Origin of the sequence: Sodalis sp. RH20 (genome assembly GCF_047324205.1) — a bacterium.
GTDB lineage: Bacteria > Pseudomonadota > Gammaproteobacteria > Enterobacterales > Enterobacteriaceae > Acerihabitans.
Genome location: NZ_CP178733.1, coordinates 3,089,227 through 3,105,794, shown reverse-complemented (window position 1 = coordinate 3,105,794; position 16,568 = coordinate 3,089,227). Strand labels below are relative to the sequence as shown.

The window sequence follows — 16,568 nt, the reverse complement described above, 5'->3', positions numbered from 1 at the left end:
CATGCTGCGCCGAGTAATTACCGATCCGCTGTTATGGTGCGCGCTGCTGCTGCTGGCGCTGATGTTCGGCATGACCAGGCTGGACTGGCTGTTCTCGCAGTTGTTTCCGGCGCTGGATCGTCCGGTCTATCTGCAGGACAGCTTTGCTTCGCTGGCCTGGGCCCATGTCCAACTGGTATTGCTATCAAGCCTTATCGCCGTGGCGATTGGCGTCGGCGCCGGTATCGGCGTGACGCGGGCGGGCGGCCGGGAGTTTCGCTCGCTGGTGGAAACCATCGTGGCGGTCGGCCAGACCTTTCCGCCGGTGGCGGTGCTGGCCGTCGCCGTGCCGGTGATGGGCTTTAGCGAACAACCGGCGATTATCGCGCTGGTGCTCTACGGCCTGTTGCCCATTGTGCAGGGAACCATCACCGGCATTGAAACGGTGCCGGCATCCATTCTGGAAACCGCCACCGGCGCCGGCATGAGCCGCTGGCAAATATTGCGCCGGGTGGAGCTGCCGCTGGCCGCGCCGGTTATCATCACCGGCATCCGCACCTCGGTGATTATTAATATCGGCACCGCCGCCATTGCCTCCACCGTGGGCGCCAAAACGCTCGGTTCGCCGATAATCATCGGCCTGAGCGGCTTTAATACCGCCTATATTCTACAGGGCGCGATGCTGGTGGCCCTGCTGGCGGTCATCAGCGATATGCTGTTCGAACGCTGGCTGCGCTGTTTTCACCCTACCTGATGGCCGCAGGGACGTCCTCAGCTATGGACGATGACGATATAACCGGCCAGCATGACGCCGCCGATGGCGCCGAGGGCGCACAATGAGATCAGGCCGAACACGCCCGCTTTGATAAGATTCATACCCTTCCTTAAGGTCGCGATTCACTTCATTATAAGTGCTGCGCGCAGCGATACAAGCGCGATAGGGCGGCGCAGGTTACACCCCAGGCGTGGCTTATGCGCCTCAACCCGCCCGCGGCCCCTGGCCGTCTGGGCTGGATCCAGGTTCCAATATCGGTGGATAACTGCAGATATATACAGCATAAGGCTGACGCCGGAGCCGGTCTGTGGGACAATAACCCCATCCCGTATTGAGAAGATAAAGGCTCATGCCGCTGTCCGTCGCTACCAAAGCGCAAATCCATGATTGGTATAAAGCGCTGCAAAAACATATCCCGGATTTTATATCCCGCACGCCGCAGCGCCAGATGATTGCCGAAGTGGCGAAAGCGCTGTCCGGGGATATCGAACGCCATTTAGTGATTGAGGCGCCCACCGGCGTGGGGAAAACGCTGTCTTATCTCATCCCCGGCATCGCCATCAGCCGCGCCGAGGATAAGCCCCTGGTGGTCAGCACCGCCAACGTGGCGCTGCAGGACCAGATTTTCAGTAAAGACCTGCCGCTTTTGAAAAAGCTGATCCCGGATTTGAAATTTACCGCCGCCTTCGGCCGCAGGCGCTATGTCTGTCCGCGCAACCTGGCGGCCATGGCGGCGGACAACGTATTCCAGGGCGACCTGAAGCTGTTTCTCGATGACGGCCTGGTCCCCGCCGACGGTAAAGAGCGCACGTTATGCGGCAAAATGCAGCAGGACTTGGCCCGCTTCGCCTGGGACGGCCTGCGCGATCATTATCCCAAATCGGTGAGCGACGGGCTGTGGGGTAAACTCAGTACCGATAAAGCGAACTGTCTCGGACGTAATTGCCATTATTTCCGCGACTGTCCGTTTTTTATTGCCCGCAAGGAAATTGAAAGCGCCGATGTCGTGGTGGCCAACCATGCGCTGGTGATGGCGGCGCTCGACAGCGAATCGGTACTGCCCAATCCCAAGCATATGCTGCTGGTGCTCGACGAGGGGCATCATTTGCCCGACGTGGCGCGGGACGCGCTGGAAATGAGCGGCGAAATCACCGCCGGATTTATCGCCCATCAGCTGGAGCTGTTTATGCGCCAGACCGAACAGACCCTGGCGCAGTTCAAGCCGGCCAAGCCGCCCCTGCTCAGCGGCGGTGAACGCCTGAAGAACCACTGCGCTGAAATCCAGGAACTGGTGGCGCTGTTCGAACGGCAGGCGGTCTCCGTGCTGCCCAGGGACAGCGTGGCGGGGGAGTTTCGTTTTGCCATGGGGCAACTGCCCATCGCCATGAGCGAGCTGGCCGCGCGGCTGTTCAAGCTTACCGACGCGCTGCGCATGCTGACCGAGTTCCTGCTGAATGATTTGAGCGAGAAAACGGGCAAGCAGGATATTGTGCGCCTGCACCAGGCGCTGCTTCATACCAGCCGCACCCTGGGTTATTGGGAATCGGCCAGCAGGTTATGGAAGCTGGCGGCGCAGGATAAGGCATCCAATGCGCCGATCTCCAAATGGCTGACCCGTGAAATGTCCGATGGAGGCGCGCATATCTTCCTGCACTGCGTCGGCATCCGCGTCAGCGATCAGCTGGAAAAGCTGCTCTGGTCGAAGATACCCCATGCGGTGGTGACCTCCGCCACCCTGCGATCGCTTAATAGTTTTGCCCGGCTGCAGGAGCTTTCGGGGTTGCAGGAACGGGCGGGGGATCGTTTTGTTACCCTCGGGTCGCCGTTTGATCATCGCCATCAGGGCAAACTGGTGATCCCGCAGATGCACAACGAACCGGTGATGGCGCGGGAGGGCGAACATCTGGCCGAAATGGCGGCCTTTTTCCGCGCTGAGCTTGCCGCCGGCGCGCATCGCGGCATGCTGGTCCTGTTTGCCAGCCATCGCGCGATGCAGCTTTTCCTGACCCATGTCGTCGATCTGCGGCTGCAACTGCTGGTACAGGGCGACCAGCCGCGCTATCGCTTAATTGAAGAACACCGCCGGCGCGTGGATCAGGGCAAGACCAGCGTACTGCTTGGCCTGCAGTCCTTTGCCGAGGGGCTCGACCTGAAGGGCGAACTGCTGACCCAGGTGCATATCCACAAAATCGCCTTCCCGCCCATCGACAGCCCTGTGATCCTGACCGAAGGGGAGTGGCTGAAAACCCAGAAACGGCATCCGTTCGAGGTGCAAAGCCTGCCCAGCGCCTCGTTTAACCTTATCCAGCAGGTGGGGAGGCTTATCCGCAGCCATGAATGCACCGGTGAAATCGTTATCTATGACCGGCGTCTTATCACCAAATCCTACGGCGCGCGGCTGCTGGCGGCGCTGCCGGTCTTTCCCATCGAGCAGCCGCCGATGCCGATGCCGGCCGATGCCAAGCCCGGGACTGTCACGGCCAAGGGCTGAGAAACCGGCGGGCGACTGGATGAGCCGCCTGTTCAGGCACGGCTTTCATTGTCCAGCTTTTGCGCTATGGCATGTTCCGCGGCCAGGGTAACCCGCGCCACCAGCCCCGGACAGTTAAACAGCCTTTCGTACACCCGGTCGGCAACAGGGCGAATAAGGTCAGGGCAATCCATCTGATGGTTATTCATATACAGCCTTACCACCGCGACGGTGGACGTTGCGGAGCCGTTCTCAATGCGGGTGATATGGGCATATTGGCGCCAAATTCCCGTTTTGGTCATGGCCTGCTGGATAATATCCCGGTTAAACGTCGGGGTAAGATTCAACGGCTTATTTTCCTTAAGCCGGGCGTCCATGACCTGATCGATGGTTTTATTTATCTGCGCCGGAAGATAAAGTGCAAATTCATTTGATTTCCATTCTAGTTTATCTTTTTGTTCTTTCAATAAACCGGATTTCATTTCTTTCACTATGCCTTCCGCGGTTTGGCTAATAAAGGTTTCGCGATCGACCGGTCGGTCGTGTAATAATTCCAGCGGCAGATGCCTTTTCAACTGAAGCTGGTCGTAAGCGGCGTCCCTGTTTTTTTGCGCGGCGCTAAGATCATAACGTTTACTGTTACAACCGACGAAGGCCGGTATAAAAGATTTAACCCCTCGACCTGGCGAGGAACCGCCGCCGTTCCTTGACTCTGACGCGGCTACGCTATCGTCGTCTTCCGCTAGCGCATTATAGCTTTCCTCGCTATCCATGCTGGATTTAGCTGCAGCCCTTGCCGAATAGCTCCTGATATTAACCAGTTTTTTGATCACGGACGTTAATACATGGGTCCTGAGTGTAACCTGGCCCTCACTCCATGATGTGATTTTCGTAAAGAAGGAGGAATTCATACCCGTTATATGCATAATGTTTTCCTGATAATAAATTACAAAATAGAAAGGTAAAAAAAGTCATTTTTTTTATATCACGCATCAATGTTGCATTCGATGTTTTTACTACCCATTGAGCGTTATCTACAAGTCCGGTTATAAAAGAGAGCCATTTTGGCCTTTTTAATTAAACTTCAGTAAAGAATATTAAATTTTTAGCGGCAAGGCGTGCCGCGCGAGCGACGGGCCCAGACCGGACATAGGACAGGTTATGCGCGGCATGGTCGCGGCGACGCTGAACCCGGTTATCCCTATCCCGGCGCTGTATTTGCTAGGAATAAGTTGAAGCACTTTATTAGCGCGTTAATGAAAGGTATTGTGGATTGAGACATCCGCGTGATCGCGGCGGATGGCAGAGGTTGAACTTTACATGCGTATTGGAAACGGTCGGTTATGGATTATAGCAAAGTCATAAAAGAAGTCGGACGGGGAAAAAATCATGCCCGCGATCTGGAGAGATCCACCGCTGTTGCACTTTATCGCGCCATCCTGGCCGGAGAGGTGCCGGAGCTGGAGCTCGGCGGGCTATTAATTGCCTTTCGTATCAAAGGCGAGGCCGAAGAAGAGATGCTGGGCTTTTATGAGGCGATGCAGGAGCGGGTGATGGCGCTGCAGGCGCCGGCGGATATGCCGCCGCCGGTGGTTATTCCCAGCTATAACGGCGCGCGCAAACAGGCCAACCTGACGCCATTGCTGGCCATGGCGCTCGCGCGCCTCGGCTTTCCGGTCGTGGTGCACGGCGTTACCGACGATCCGGGCCGGGTGACCAGCGCGGAAATTTTCCGCGCCCTGGGCGTAGCCTGGCACGATAACTCCCTGGCGGCGCAAAGCGCGCTGGTCATGGCGCGTGCGCCGGTATTTATCCCGGTGGGCCATCTGTGCCCGGCGCTGGACGCCCAGTTAACGCTGCGCTGGCGCATGGGGGTACGCAACAGCGCCCATACGCTGGCCAAACTGGCGACGCCGTTCCATCATCATCTGCACTGGCGCCTGTGCAGCGTATCGCATCCGGAATATATCACCCGTATCGCCGCCTTTTTCAACGCCATCAACAGCAGCGCCCTGCTGATGAACGGCACCGAGGGCGAAACCTACGCCAATCCGCAGCGTCTGGCGAAAATCTATGCCCTGCACCAAGGGCGGCAGCAGGTCATACTGGACCCGCTGGCCCATCCGCTGCCGCCGCTGGAAAATCTGCCGCGCGCGCGCGACGCGCTGACCACCGCGCGCTGGACCGAAGCCTGCCTGCGGGGCGAATTCGCCTTGCCGGAGGCTATCCGGCTGCAGTTGGCCGCCATATTGCTTGCCACCGGGCAAGCTCCCGAGCTTGACCAGGCGCTGGCGACTGTCGATCGCGCGATACCCCACGACTGACGGCGTACCCTGAACCAGAGCGGCATGGGCAAGCGCCTTTTGCCCTGACTGAGAAATGAAGCAATACCTGTTATCAGGAGATGTTATGCAACAGGCAGTAGCGTATTTTAACGCGCTGAACCGCGATTACCTGGCGGTTCATCAGACCAAGGAAGACCTTTTCTGGCAGCATTATATGGCCATCGGCGGCGAGGACGTCGCGGATCGTTTCGCCGCGGCGGAACAAGCGTATAAGCGGTTTATCGCGGCGCCGGCGCGCCCGGCGGAAATTCGCCGTCATATCGCCGCGCTGGAACAGCTGCCGCCAGGCCGGGAACGTGACGACACCCTGCACGGACTGCGCGGCTGGTTGCGTTTTTTTGACTGCAACGTGATTGAGGATGCCCGGGCGCAGACCCTGATGGATGACCTTATCGCCGCGGAAAACGACCTCTACGCCCGGCGCAAAACCCTGGCGCTGACCCATATCAACGATAAGGGCGAACGGGTGGCGGCCTCGTTGGGCGAACTGATGACCAATCAGGCCAATAACGCCGATGAATCAGCGCGCCAGAGCTCGCAGCAGGCGCTGCGCGAGCTGGAGCAATGGCTGTTGCATAACGGTTTTCCGGCGCTGGTGCGCCTGCGTAACCGCTTTGCCCGCCAGATGGGCTATCGCAATTACTTTGACTATAAGGTCAATAAAACCGAGCGGATGACGCCGGAACAGCTGTTCGCCATTCTGGATCGGTTTGAACGGGAGACGCGGGAGGGTAATTTACGCAGCCTGCGGCAATTGGCGGCGGTAAAAGGCGAGAACGCGCTGCAACCCTGGAATATCCGCTACCGCACCGCCGGCGACGTGACCCGCCAGCTGGATCCCTACCTGCCGTTTGCCGAGTCCCTGGGCCGCTGGGTGGACAGCTTTAAACGGCTGCATATCGGCTTTAACGGCGCGCGGTTGCAGCTCGATCTGCTGGTGCGCAAGGATAAGTACGAAAACGGTTTTATGCATGCCCCCGTGCCGCCGTTCCGGCGCCAGGGCGAGTGGGTCCCGGCGCGCATCAATTTTACCAGCCTGGCCAAACCGGACCAGATCGGCAGCGGCATCAGCGGTATCAATACGCTGTTTCACGAGGGCGGGCACGCGGCGCATTTTGCCAATATCCGCCAGAACGCCCCGTGTTTTTCCCAGGAGTTTCCGCCCACCTCTATGGCCTACGCTGAAACGCAGTCCATGTTTTGCGACAGCCTGCTGGACGACGCCGACTGGCTGAAACGCTATGCCCTTAACGGCAACGGCGAGCCGCCGCCGGACGCGCTGATCCAGGCCGCCATCGCCGCGCGCCAGCCTATGCGCGCCTTTAACGAGCGCCATATCCTGCTGGTGCCTTATTTTGAATGGGCGCTGTATCAATGGGACGATGACCAGCTGACGCCCGACGCCATTACGCGGCTGGCGCGGGAAACAGAACAACGCATCCTGGGGATTGACGGCAGCCCGCGGCCGACGATGGCGATTCCGCATCTGTTATCGCAAGAGTCCGCCTGTTCTTATCAGGGCTATCTGCTGGCGCTGATGGCCGTGGAGCAAACCCGGCAGTTTTTCCTTAAGCGCGACGGGTATCTCACCGATAACCCGGCCATCGGGCCCGATCTTGCCGCCCATTACTGGCATCCGGGCAATAGCGTCGCCCATGACGATACGCTCAGGAGCCTGACCGGGGAGGGATTTAATCCGCTGTATTTGGCGGCGGCCTGCAACCAGACGGTGGATCAGGCTTGGCGTCAGGCGCAGGAGACCATCGCGCGCGGGATGGCGCGGCCGCAGCAGGCCGCCGATTTTGCCCTGGACGCCGTCATCACCGTTATCGACGGCGAGCGGGTGCTGGCATCCAACGCGCAGGGCGATGAGCAGATGTGCCGGGAGTTTGCCGCGGCGATTCGTCAGGCGTATTGATCCGCGGGTAAGCCGCTGCGATCAGTTTTTATGATAAACCGGGCTGTAGCCTTCGATAGCCTGGTTTTTTTCCGGGGAAAAAACCTGGCGCGGGCAATTGCCGGCGGTACTGGCGGTGGTTTTATTGATGCAGGCGCTGTCCGCGCGCGGGTTGCGCGGCATATCCGGCAGCCGATAGGCGGGCAGGGCGTAAGCCGCAGCGCTGAGCATCACAAGCAGACTGGCAAGGATTGTACGTTTCATAATAATCACGCTGTAAATAATATCATATCGGATGCTTATGATACGCTTGTTACATGGATTTTACAGCCGTGATTATTGATAAATTGCATCAGTAAATTTGATGGACAGTGACCGGCGTGTCTTGACGGACAAAGCGGCCGCCGCCCTGGGGTTAACGCGCGGGGCGATCGTCCGGACGCACTTTATCAAAGCGCTGCTCGTCCGAAATGCCGTAATACGCGCTCGGCCCTCCGGCGCGCAGTATGGGATGCGCGGCGGCGGTTTGGTATACGCCCTGCTCATTAAACAGCTTTTTATCAATATGTACCGCTACGACTTCACCCAATATCAGCCAGCTTTCGATTAATCCGCCCTGGGCGTCCTGCAACTGGATGCATTGGGTTAACTGGCACTCAAAATTGACCGGGCTTTCGGCGACCCGGTGCGCGGCCACCCGCGTTCCCTTGATGGGCGTCAGGCCGGCAAAGCTGAATTCGTCCTGTCCTGCTGGCAGCGAGGCGGAGCTGTTATTCATCGCATCGGCCAGTTCGCGGGTCGCCAAATTCCAGACAAACTCCCCGGTGGCGGTGATATTGGCCACGCTGTCCTTCCAGCCGACGCTGCAAAATCCGATGATCGGCGGATGGTAGTTAAAACCGTTGAAAAAACTATACGGCGCCAGGTTGCGCTGCCCTTGCTTATCGACCGAGGCAATCCAGCCGATAGGCCGCGGACCGATAATAGCGTTAAACGGATCGTGCGGCAGGCCGTGCCCGTGACGCGGTTCATAATAATAACGGGAAGATGAACTCATGGTTTCTCCAACACTATGGACATTTACGCCGGCGACGGGCATCGGCTTCTGTGCCGCCGGTAGCGGGCTTCGCACCGTGGTTAACACGTGGGATCGCGTGGGAAAGGGCGGCAATCCCCGACGTGGCGAGGTGGCAATAATAGTGTACTCAGGGAGCGCTCAGCGCAACTGGCTGTCTTTACTTCCCCGGCGGTTATAGCCACTGTGGGCCAGCTGTTTTTTATCTTGTTCGGACTGGCAATGCACGCACAGCTGCACACCGGGCAACGCCGCGCGCCGCGCCTGCGGAATAGGTTCGCCGCACTCCTGGCAATGATGGGCGCTTTCTCCTTGCAGCAAAGCGCTGCGCGCCCGCTGCACCGCGTCGTTGATGGTGGAATCGATTTGATCTTGTACCGCGCCTTCCGGCGCCCAGCCGCTTGCCATGGGATCGCTCCTCCCGTTAAGCCGGTGTGAAAAGTCAAAAAAGCCGGCAAGGTCATTACGCTGCCGGCTTTTGCTGCATTCAACTGATTAGCCGGCGCTAGTGCATCGCACCCACCGGCGAAGCAAGGTATTATTCGATATTAGACTCGATAAACCACAAGAATTTATCCAGATCGCGCGAAGCGGCGGTCAAGATATCAGCCGTATCTTCGTCGTCTTCTGCTTCGGAAATCGCCTTGCGGGTGTCGTTCGCCACCACGCCATAACGATCCGCCAGCGCTTTCAGATGATCCTGAACGCTGTGGATATTGGTCGGATAGCTGGTCAGCGGGGTCTTGTCATTGGTGACCTGTACGGTACCCAAGGCGACGCCGCCTAGCTGGACCACGCGTTCGGCGATGGTGTCCTGATGATCCTGGATAACGGTACGGAAACCATCAAGCATTTCGTGTACCGCGATAAAATTCGCGCCGCGCATGTTCCAATGGGCTTGCTTGGTGATCAGCGCCAGGTCGACATACTCGATCACCAGACGGTTTAACAGCGCGATACTGGAGACCTTGACCGACTCTTCCAGATCGTTACGCGTATAAATAAGTTCGGAAGATTTCGTTTTAACCAGTTTAGCGGTACTCATCATTAATCATCCTCTTAATTGATCATTATTAATTTCGTTCAGGCATAAAGTATAACAGCGTTTCGCAATCCTGCATCCTATCACTCATATCGCCGATACCTCTCAGTGTCGCCACCGCTGAACGCATTAAACAGCTTAGCAGGATAAAAGACATCAACCATGAGAGTACTCCCGGCATCACAACGGCGTTTTGTTGTTTCGGGCCGGTAATACAAATGGTTTTCATTTAAAATAATGCCTCTAATAATTATTATAGCAAAAAGTCTCTGGTTCAGCACAGCGTGCCGCAGAAACAGGCGCTGAAAATCAGGCAGAACGGCTGTGAAAGGAGATGCATTTTGTGTTCCAAAATGCCGTAATAACATAATTAAATAGTAGTGGCGGTTTTTATGAGCAGAAAATATGAGGGCGGCGACATGAGTTGTGAAAAAAAATCACGCGCATTGCACGATAGTGGTCTATTTTTTAGTCATTCAGTTCGGATTAATCTGGATATGTTGTAAGGATACGTAAAGTCTGATTTGTGACATATAGCACAAAACATAAGTAAAATGAATGGGATAGAAAGCTTTGAAAACTTATGTTACACGATACGTTTACTTGGACAACATTTATTAAGCAGAGTTTCGTGCTACTTTTTGTTATATTTTCATGGTTAGGACGTAAATTCACATTTGAGGTGGTTATGAACAAAATTGCATGTCTTTCAGCGTTAGCTTGTGTATTGGCAGTAGCGGCGGGTTCGGCGACTGCGGGCGAAAGCACCGTTTCCGCGGGTTATGCCCAAGGTGATATGCAGGGCGTCATCAACAAGGCATCGGGTTTTAACCTGAAGTACCGTTATGAAATGGATGATAGCGCGCCTTGGAGCATGATCAGCTCCTTCACCTACCTGGAAAAGAACCAGGCTGAACAAGGCACCTACGAAAAAGGCACTTACTACGGCATCACCGCCGGTCCGGCTTACCGCATTAACGATTGGGCCAGCGTATACGGCGTAGTCGGCATGGGCGTGGGCCAATTTACCGACAACGCGCAAGACGGCCGCGATTCACACCGCACCAGCGACGTTGGCGTAGCATACGGCGCAGGCTTGCAGTTCAACCCGATGGAAAATGTCGCGTTTGACGTTTCCTACGAACAAAGCCGCATCCGCAGCGTAGACGTTGGCACCTGGATCGCAGGCGTTGGTTACCGCTTCTAATTTCCCTTCTGCGATCGGGCGGCGCCGGTTTTCCGGTTAACGACCCCGGTGTGGACATGATAAGCATGGCTGAGCATTTCAGCCATGCTTTTTTTTTTATCCCGGCCGCGCCCTCCCTGCTTGGACGGCGACACTTGTCCCGTATCGCCCATCCACCCTCCGGCCCGTATCAGGGCGCGCATGCTGTTTATCGAGCAGCTGCGTTTTTATATTCTTCCTGCCGCCAGAGCAGTATTTTAAAGAAGGGCAATGGTGAGCCGGGAATAATGGGCTATGGCATGCCACACCGCTATAGTGTCTCTCTTTTATCCTGCCTGACGGGACGCCCTTATTTATCGGTTATGCATTATTAGCGGTCGCCCTGGCGGGATGCTGGCGAAATGACACTGTATTTATCCTGCTCGGCGGGTAAATAAGGTATACCCTTATGATATGACAACCCTGATATTTATTGATGATGTTAATATGACAAAATATTAAATCAAATAATAATGCCTTATATTGGTTAGCGGGCCGAAAGAGGCGCGTAAGTGGCGGCCATCAGGGGCCGTTTTGCCGGCCGCGAACGCGGGCCGCGGAGCGCTAACCCGGCTCGGGGCCGCGCCGGGCACGCCAATTTTAATGCTTATGGCCATAGGTGCACACAGAGAGAGCAATTTTACAGCGGAGTGTGGCATAATGTGGTCAATGTCACGTTTTTAATGAAGAGTACCTCCTTTTGCTAATCTGTAACAACATCACCATGCAATTCGGTAGCAAACCGCTATTCGAAAATATTTCCGTTAAATTTGGCGGCGGCAATCGCTACGGCCTGATTGGCGCCAACGGCTGCGGTAAATCCACCCTGATGAAAATCCTGGGGGACGACCTGGTGCCCAGCGGCGGCCATGTCAGCCTTGACCCGAATGAACGCCTGGGCAAGCTGCGCCAGGATCAGTTTGCCTTTGAACAGTATACCGTGCTTGATACCGTCATCATGGGCCATGCCGAGCTCTGGGCGGTGAAAGAAGAGCGCGACGCCATCTACGCCATGGCCGAGATGAGCGAGCAGCAGGGCTATCGGGTTGCCGATCTCGAAGTCCTGTACGGCGAGATGGATGGTTATACCGCCGAGGCGCGCGCCGGTGAGCTTCTGTTGGGCGTCGGCATTCCTCTTGAGCAGCATTACGGTCCGATGAGCGAAGTGGCGCCTGGCTGGAAACTGCGCGTGCTGCTGGCGCAGGCGCTGTTCGCCAATCCGGATATTCTGCTGCTTGACGAACCTACCAATAACCTGGATATCAATACCATCCGCTGGCTGGAGCAGGTATTGAACGAGCGCAACAGCACCATGGTCATTATTTCCCATGACCGGCACTTCCTGAATATGGTCTGTACCCATATGGCGGATTTGGATTACGGTGAACTGCGCATCTATCCCGGCAATTACGACGATTATATGACCGCGTCCACCCAGGCGCGCGAACAGCTGATGTCCGGCAATGCCAAGAAAAAGGCGCAGATTGCCGAATTGCAGTCCTTTGTCAGCCGCTTTAGCGCCAATGCGTCCAAATCACGCCAGGCAACCTCCCGCGCCCGCCAGATTGAAAAAATCAAGCTGGACGAGGTGAAGGTGTCCAGTCGCCAGAATCCATTTATCCGCTTCGAGCAGGATAAAAAATTGTTCCGCAACGCCCTGGAAGTACAGCAGCTGACCCAGGGTTATGACGGCCAGCCGCCTCTGTTCAGTAAAATAAACCTGATGCTGGAGGTGGGCGAAAAGATGGCGGTGCTCGGTCCCAACGGCATCGGTAAAACCACCCTGCTGAAAAGCCTGGTGGGCGAGCTGCCGCCGGTGAGCGGCACCATCAAGTGGTCCGAGAACGTCAGCATCGGTTATTATGCCCAGGATCATTCCAGCGAATTCACCGAAAACATTAACGTGTTTGACTGGATGAGCCAATGGAAACAGCCCAGCGACGACGAACAGGCGGTGCGCAGCATCCTTGGCCGGTTGCTGTTCAGCCAGGACGATATCAATAAACCGGTCAGCGTCTTATCCGGCGGCGAAAAGGGCCGCATGATGTTCGGCAAGCTGATGATGGAAAAACCCAATATCCTGCTGATGGACGAACCTACCAACCATTTGGATATGGAATCCATTGAGTCGCTGAACTCGGCGCTGGAACTGTACCAGGGGACGCTGATATTTGTGTCCCATGACCGCGAATTCGTCAGTTCGCTGGCGACGCGCATCTTGGAATTAACGCCGGAAAAAGCGATAGATTTCAGCGGTAACTATGAAGATTACCTGCGCAGCCAGGGTTTAAACTAAGCTGATGACGGTTTAAACGCCGTTTTAAGCGCCGGCCCTGGTTGCGCGGGGCCGTTCCATTTCTCCTATTGCCGCGCAGTGTTCGCCGGAGCAACGCCGCCCGCGCCAAACGCGATTTCCCTCTCAGCCGGGCGACGCCGTCCCACACACGGCGCAATGCGGATCCCGCGGCAGCACCATCTCCCGAAACTGCAGCGTCATGGCGTCATACATGACCAGCCGGCCGGCCGGCGGCTTGCCGAACCCTGTCAGCAGCTTGATAGTCTCCATGGCCTGCAACGAGCCGATAATGCCCACCAACGGCGCCATCACGCCGGATTCCGCGCAGGTGAGGCTGCCTGCGCCGAACAATCGGCTCAGGCAGCGATAGCAGGGTTCGCCGGGCTGGTAGGTAAAGACGCTGATTTGCCCCTCCATACGGATCGCCGCACCGGACACCAGCGGCGTCTGGCGGGCAAAACACAGCCGGTTGAGCTGCTCGCGCGTCGTTACGTTATCGGTGCAATCCACCACGACGTCATGCTGCGCGATAAGCTCGGTCAGCGACTCGTCGTCCAGGGCGGCGTTGCGCGTGGCGATAGTGACATGGGGGTTAACCGACGCCAGGGCAAGGGCGGCGGAATCGACTTTAGCCATGCCGATGCGCCGATCGTCGTGCAGTATCTGGCGTTGCAGATTGGACAGCGCCACAATGTCGAAATCCAGCAGGGTGAGCCGTCCTATGCCCGCGGCAGTGAGATACAGCGCCGCGGCGCAGCCCAGCCCGCCCAGGCCCACCACCAGCGCACCCGCGTTTTTCAGCCGTTCCTGGCCGTCAAAATCAAAGCCGCGCAGCATGATTTGCCGGTTGTAGCGCAGCATTTCCGCATGAGTTAATTCGTCCGCCACGGTCCGGCCCTATGATAACAACAGATGATTAAAGGGTTCGATATCCACCCATTCGCCCACGGCCACGTCATCCTGCTCGGCCGGCAGCACGATAAAACAGTTGGCGGCGCTGAAGGAGCTGAAAACATGGGATCCCTGCGCGCCGGTGCCGGCGACCTCGATATCGCCGCGGGGCGTGGTATGGAACACGCCGCGCTGAAAATCCATCCGGCCGGGCGTTTTTTTAAGCCGCGTCAGCGTTCTGGCGCGCAGCCGGGCGGGTAACCGCCAGTGCGCCCGCCCGGCGAGCCTGGCTATCAGCGGCTGCACCAACTGGTAAAACGTCACCGCCGCCGACACCGGATTGCCCGGCAGGCCGCAGAACCAGGCGTGCTCCAGACGGCCGAAGGCAAAGGGTTTGCCGGGTTTCATCGCCAGTTTCCAGAAGCTGATTTCACCCAGTTCTTCAAGGATAGTTTTGGTATAGTCCGCTTCACCCACCGACACGCCGCCGCTGGTAATCACCAGGTCGGCCCGGCTGTCCGCCTGGCGGAATGCGTCGCGCAGGGCCTGGGCGTCATCGGCGATAATGCCCAGATCGATAACCTCGCAGCCCAGCTGGCGCAGCATCAGGCGTACGGCGAACCTATTGGTGTCGTGGATTTGCCCGGCGGCCAGGGGCGCCCCTATGGGCTGTAATTCGTCGCCAGTGGAAAACAGCGCCACCCGTGGCCGTCGCACCACGTTGATGTCCGCTATGCCCAGCGACGCCAGCAGCGGCAGCTCGCTCACCCCCAATGCGCGACCGGCGGACAGGACCTGGTCACCCAGGCGGATATCGTCGCCGATACGGCGAATATTCTGTCCCGGTTTTACCGGGGCGGTAAAACACACCCCATCGCCGGATAATTCGGCCTGCTCTTGCATTATTACCGCCTCCGTCCCGGGGGGAACGGGCGCGCCGGTCATGATGCGCACCACGCTCCCCGGCGGCCAATCGGCCGCGAAGGGCTTGCCGGCAAACGCTTTACCGGCTACCGGCAGCGGCGCGCCGGCGGCGACATCGGCCAGGCGCACCGCATACCCGTCCATGGCGGAATTATCAAACGGGGGAACGTTTACCGGGGAAATTACCGCGGCGGCGGTGATGCGCCCGGCGGCGTCGGTCAGCGCCAGCGTTTCGCGTCCGGCGAGCGGCCCGACCCGGGAAAGCATTTTTTCCAGCGCCTGTTCAAGCGTAAGCAGGGACGAATTCAAGGATGCCATATCAACTCCTGTAGCGTCGGCCGTTAATCCAGCGGCCGGAAGGGCAAGTATGCCGTGGCTTATTATGCCAGAAAACCTATGCCAAAAAATAAGGCGGGGAAGTAAATGCGCAAGGGATTGGCTTTGCCGCTTTTTAGCTAAGCTTAAGCGGCGATTTTACCTAACGAAAGGCCATTATTGTTGATGCCGTCAATAGTGACATTTCCGCTTTACACTGGCGGGCTGGGTTAATATAGTCAAAAATAATAACTAAATAGTTCTATGTCACATTTATTTAATTAACAACTAAAGATTGTCCGGGGCCTTCGCTGCTTCGCCAGCCGGACGCCCCGTCCCTTGACCACCGATTGCAGGGTACGTTATTTGATGAGCAAAGCAGTCATAGTTATCCATGGCGGCGCCGGCGCCATTGCGCGCCAGGCCATGAGCACCGAGAAAGAACAGCACTATCGCCAGGCGCTGGCCGGTATCGTCGAGCGCGGACAGGCTATCCTGGCGGCGGGCGGCGCCGCCCTCGACGCGGTGACCGAGGCTGTGCGCCTGCTTGAGGAGTGCCCTTTGTTCAACGCCGGCAAGGGCGCGGTGTTTACCCACCAGGGCGGTCATGAGCTCGATGCCAGCATTATGGACGGCCACACGCTTGCCGCCGGCGCCGTATGCGGCGTGACCCATATTCGTAATCCCATCCTCGCCGCCCGCGCGGTGATGGAGCACAGTGCGCATGTGATGTTTACCGGCGATGGCGCGGAAGCCTTTGCGTTTGCCCGCGGCCTGGAGCGGGTGGAACCGGCATTTTATTATACCGCCGAACGCTACGCCCAACTGCAGCGCGCCCTGGCCGATGACGCCGGCGCCATTCTCGATCATGATGCCCCGTCCGGCGGCGATCCCCTGGATCCGGACCGAAAATTCGGCACCGTGGGCGCGGTGGCCTGCGATAGTCTCGGCCATCTGGCGGCGGCCACCTCCACCGGCGGCATGACCAACAAACAGACCGGCCGGGTGGGGGACTCGCCGATTATCGGCGCCGGATGCTATGCCGATAACGCCACCGCCGCCATCTCCTGTACCGGCAGCGGTGAAGTGTTTATGCGCGGCGTGGCCGCTTATGACGTGAGCGCGCGCATGGCGTACGGCGGACTGTCGCTCCAGGAGGCCGCCGGACAGGTGATTTTCGATAAGATTCTGGCCCTTGGCGGCTCCGGCGGGCTGATTGCGGTGGATGCCGCGGGCAACGTGGCGTTGCCATTCAATAGCGAAGGCATGTACCGCGGCGTCGGTTATGTCGGCGCTACGCCCGATATCGGCATCTACCGCTGATGGCCGATCCT

At 57.6% G+C, this 16,568-nt stretch carries 14 protein-coding genes and 1 pseudogene; 7 read left to right on the top strand and 8 right to left on the bottom strand.

What is annotated here, in order from left to right; genetic code table 11:
• The first annotated feature begins 1 nt into the window (after nucleotide 1).
• Complete coding sequence (locus ACL2XM_RS14310; protein ID WP_413731139.1) at nucleotides 2-733, top strand: ABC transporter permease; 732 nt, start codon at nucleotides 2-4, stop codon at nucleotides 731-733.
• Between the two features lie 17 nt (nucleotides 734-750).
• Here ACL2XM_RS14310 and ACL2XM_RS14305 read toward each other — a convergent pair whose 3' ends face one another.
• Nucleotides 751-855 (bottom strand): hypothetical protein, encoded by a 105-nt coding sequence (locus ACL2XM_RS14305; protein ID WP_410015963.1) that lies wholly within the window; start codon nucleotides 853-855, stop codon nucleotides 751-753.
• 248 nt (nucleotides 856-1,103) lie between these two features.
• Here ACL2XM_RS14305 and dinG point away from each other — a divergent pair.
• Nucleotides 1,104-3,200 (top strand): annotated as a pseudogene (gene dinG, locus ACL2XM_RS14300) (ATP-dependent DNA helicase DinG); the annotation flags it as partial.
• Nucleotides 3,201-3,277: 77 nt separating this feature from the next.
• Here dinG and ACL2XM_RS14295 read toward each other — a convergent pair.
• Entirely contained in the window at nucleotides 3,278-3,715 is a 438-nt protein-coding gene (locus tag ACL2XM_RS14295) for a hypothetical protein (protein WP_413723589.1), read from the bottom strand.
• 852 nt (nucleotides 3,716-4,567) lie between these two features.
• Here ACL2XM_RS14295 and ybiB point away from each other — a divergent pair.
• Both ybiB and ACL2XM_RS14285 read left to right on the top strand, forming a co-directional pair.
• Nucleotides 4,568-5,548, top strand: a complete 981-nt coding sequence (gene ybiB, locus ACL2XM_RS14290) for a DNA-binding protein YbiB (protein WP_413731137.1) — start codon at nucleotides 4,568-4,570, stop codon at nucleotides 5,546-5,548.
• An 85-nt stretch (nucleotides 5,549-5,633) separates the two neighbouring features.
• Complete coding sequence (locus ACL2XM_RS14285; RefSeq protein WP_413731135.1) at nucleotides 5,634-7,487, top strand: M3 family metallopeptidase; 1,854 nt, start codon at nucleotides 5,634-5,636, stop codon at nucleotides 7,485-7,487.
• 21 nt (nucleotides 7,488-7,508) lie between these two features.
• Here ACL2XM_RS14285 and ACL2XM_RS14280 read toward each other — a convergent pair whose 3' ends face one another.
• The 4 genes from ACL2XM_RS14280 to dps form a co-directional block, all read right to left on the bottom strand.
• The gene (locus ACL2XM_RS14280) at nucleotides 7,509-7,730 is read right to left on the bottom strand and encodes a hypothetical protein (protein WP_410015959.1); all 222 of its coding nucleotides are present in this window, start codon (nucleotides 7,728-7,730) and stop codon (nucleotides 7,509-7,511) included.
• Nucleotides 7,731-7,881: 151 nt separating this feature from the next.
• Nucleotides 7,882-8,523 (bottom strand): flavin reductase family protein, encoded by a 642-nt coding sequence (locus ACL2XM_RS14275; protein ID WP_410015958.1) that lies wholly within the window; start codon nucleotides 8,521-8,523, stop codon nucleotides 7,882-7,884.
• A gap of 159 nt (nucleotides 8,524-8,682) precedes the next feature.
• Entirely contained in the window at nucleotides 8,683-8,949 is a 267-nt protein-coding gene (locus ACL2XM_RS14270) for a DksA/TraR family C4-type zinc finger protein (protein WP_410015957.1), read from the bottom strand.
• Between the two features lie 130 nt (nucleotides 8,950-9,079).
• Entirely contained in the window at nucleotides 9,080-9,586 is a 507-nt protein-coding gene (gene dps, locus ACL2XM_RS14265) for a DNA starvation/stationary phase protection protein Dps (RefSeq protein ID WP_410016595.1), read from the bottom strand.
• Nucleotides 9,587-10,271: 685 nt separating this feature from the next.
• On the opposite strand from dps, the gene ompX reads away from it, so the two are divergent.
• The gene (ompX, locus tag ACL2XM_RS14260) at nucleotides 10,272-10,790 is read left to right on the top strand and encodes an outer membrane protein OmpX (protein ID WP_410015956.1); all 519 of its coding nucleotides are present in this window, start codon (nucleotides 10,272-10,274) and stop codon (nucleotides 10,788-10,790) included.
• A 718-nt stretch (nucleotides 10,791-11,508) separates the two neighbouring features.
• Nucleotides 11,509-13,104 carry an ABC-F family ATPase gene (locus tag ACL2XM_RS14255; RefSeq protein ID WP_413731133.1) on the top strand — a complete coding sequence of 532 codons (1,596 nt, stop codon included), beginning with the start codon at nucleotides 11,509-11,511 and terminating at the stop codon, nucleotides 13,102-13,104.
• 123 nt (nucleotides 13,105-13,227) lie between these two features.
• Here the strand turns inward: ACL2XM_RS14255 and moeB are convergent, their stop codons facing one another.
• Together moeB and moeA are read right to left on the bottom strand one after the other, a co-directional pair.
• Nucleotides 13,228-13,992 (bottom strand): molybdopterin-synthase adenylyltransferase MoeB, encoded by a 765-nt coding sequence (gene moeB / locus ACL2XM_RS14250; protein ID WP_413731131.1) that lies wholly within the window; start codon nucleotides 13,990-13,992, stop codon nucleotides 13,228-13,230.
• 9 nt (nucleotides 13,993-14,001) lie between these two features.
• Nucleotides 14,002-15,237 (bottom strand): molybdopterin molybdotransferase MoeA, encoded by a 1,236-nt coding sequence (gene moeA, locus ACL2XM_RS14245; protein WP_413731130.1) that lies wholly within the window; start codon nucleotides 15,235-15,237, stop codon nucleotides 14,002-14,004.
• Nucleotides 15,238-15,603: 366 nt separating this feature from the next.
• On the opposite strand from moeA, the gene ACL2XM_RS14240 reads away from it, so the two are divergent.
• Nucleotides 15,604-16,557, top strand: a complete 954-nt coding sequence (locus ACL2XM_RS14240) for an isoaspartyl peptidase/L-asparaginase family protein (RefSeq protein WP_413731128.1) — start codon at nucleotides 15,604-15,606, stop codon at nucleotides 16,555-16,557.
• The last annotated feature ends 11 nt before the right edge of the window (nucleotides 16,558-16,568 follow it).